Annotated in this window: 1 protein-coding gene and 1 pseudogene; both read right to left on the bottom strand. The window is 54.5% G+C overall.

All coding sequences use genetic code 11. From position 1 onward, the window contains the following. Window positions 1-102: 102 nt before the first annotated feature. On the bottom strand, window positions 103-807 hold the full coding sequence (locus tag ACI2JR_RS28215; protein WP_462480100.1) for a type IV secretion system protein: 705 nt from the start codon (window positions 805-807) through the stop codon (window positions 103-105). 20 nt (window positions 808-827) lie between these two features. Further along, a pseudogene (locus ACI2JR_RS28210) lies at window positions 828-2083 on the bottom strand (ATPase); the annotation flags it as partial.

Raw genomic sequence — 2083 nt, 5'->3', positions numbered from 1 at the left:
CCCTGTACCACTGGGTCGTTTTGGCTTATTCTTTACAGCCGCTAATGACGACGAATAATAAGGTCAGGAAAGAGAGGATTAATAAACGCATGTGAGACTCCTTTAGCCGTTTAAATCAGGGGTTGGCGCATTTAACTGTTGCTGATTCCACTGTTTAACACGCTCGTCTTCCAGCACTTTTTCACGCTTTTCTGCTACCTTCACGCTCATTTCCCACTGGTCAGTGAGCGTGTTCAACATCACTGATTTTAGCTGAATACTGTTGGCAAGGTCCTGAGACTCCTTTGAATCTTTAGAAAGTGCGATACGGTTCGAGAGACTGTTAATCTCACCGAGCGTCTGACTGACCTGCTCCTGGATTTCATCGGTCTGCTCAAACTGAATCGCTTTATTGATGACCAGTTGTTTGCAGGTATCAGTATAACTTCCCGACTGTTCCGCATTGCAGGTATCGAAAACCCGGTACTTCGCATACAGCGTATCGAACTGCCCGCTGGTGGTGCCGGAGAGCAGCAGGTCATTGAGTGTCTGGCCCGGTCTGCGCAGTTGCTCCAGATCCGATTTCAGACTCTTCGCCTGATCCACAAAGTCAGCGATATCACGGACGCCGGTGGCCGTCGCCAGCTGGTCTTTATACGCCTGGATCTGGCTCTGATAATGTTGTGCGGTCTGCATCCAGCGCTGCGCTTCTTTCAGCCATTCGGCTTCACGCAGCGGATCGGCATCCACCAGAACGGGAATACCGGCGTGCGCCAGTGGACTGGAAAATACGCACGCGAAAATCAGGGCATAAAAACGACTTTTCATCATGGTTCTCCTGTGAGTTGTCAGAGTGCCTGAGCCAGGTAAGGCTCCAGCCATTCATGCGGCTGCATCCCTTCCCGGTACAGGGAATCGAAGATTTCGAGGTTGTCGGCGCTGCCGCTCATGACCCGGGTGTATCTGCCGATACCGGAGAGATCGAGTGTCACGCGAGCGGCAAAGCGTTTTGTGTCGCCGCGCCGGAACTGATTTTTTACCACCACATACTGGCGGGCCTGCGGATCCAGAGCCTTCACCACATCGAACACTTCCGGCTCAAACTTCATGCCATCCACATAGTGAGAACGGTCAGCGCCGGGGTTGGCGGCCAGGATCTGCGTCCCGCACTGTTCAATCACGGCGGGCGCAATTTCATCCCTGATGATCTCCGCCGGGGACTGAGTACCCACAACCAGCATCCCGTTGAGTTTACGGATGGTTTTCAGTCGGTTATAGGCGAAATCCTTAAAGACCGGGTCCCGAAGCCACTTCCAGAACTCGTCCATAAAGATGACCAGCCGTCTCCCGTCGAGCAGACTGGTAATGCGGTAGAGCAGGTAAAAGGAGATCGGCGCACAGACGTCCGCATCGTCCAGAAACTCCGTGCCGTCAATGCCAAAGTTATCGCAGTGGCTGATATCGAACGTGTCTGAGGCGTTATCAAACACCCAGCCGAATTCACCCCCCTGCGCCCACTGCGACAGGCGAATATTCAGGCCGTTCTCCTGCGCCTCCCGGGTCGCAGGCTCCGGCAGATTCTCAAGCAGGCGGGTGATCCCGTGGATGCGGTACTGCGGTTCATTACTCATTACAGCCTGTACGGCGTCGTTCAGACGGCGCTCATCACGGGGCGTAATGGTTGCGCCGTTACGGGTACACAGCAGTTTCATCAACTGGTTGATGAAACTGATATTGCGTTTCGTGGGCGACAGCGAAAACGGGTTCCACCCTGTGGGATCGCCATGCGTGATACGGAAGTAGCGGCCACCTAGCGCCCGGATGTTCATTTCCGCGCCCCGGTCCTTGTCCAGATAAACGGTGGTCAGTCGTTGGGTTTTCGCATCCGGAGAAAAACTGTCCGCGCGGCCATATTTCTGCTGCATGTTTTCAAGGAACGTCATCAGCATGGTTTTACCCGAACCGTTGGTGCCGAGAATGCAGGTGCTGGCCGGGTTCTTCTCGTTGAACTCGTCCTTGTCCGCCAGCGTGTTATGCAGGATCAGGTAGTAGCCATCACCTGACGGGGTGAGCATCAGGGCCATCGCATCTCCACAGGGGGCGA

It is taken from the genome of Klebsiella sp. NPDC088457 (genome assembly GCF_044900465.1).
In the GTDB taxonomy this organism is placed as follows: Bacteria; Pseudomonadota; Gammaproteobacteria; order Enterobacterales; family Enterobacteriaceae; genus Klebsiella.
This window is presented reverse-complemented; position numbering and strand designations above follow the sequence as displayed.

Excerpts from the sequence above, each read along its gene's own strand:
- ACI2JR_RS28215 (WP_462480100.1), bottom strand. The coding sequence starts at position 807 with ATGAAAAGTCGTTTTTATGCCCTGATTTTCGCGTGCGTATTTTCCAGT.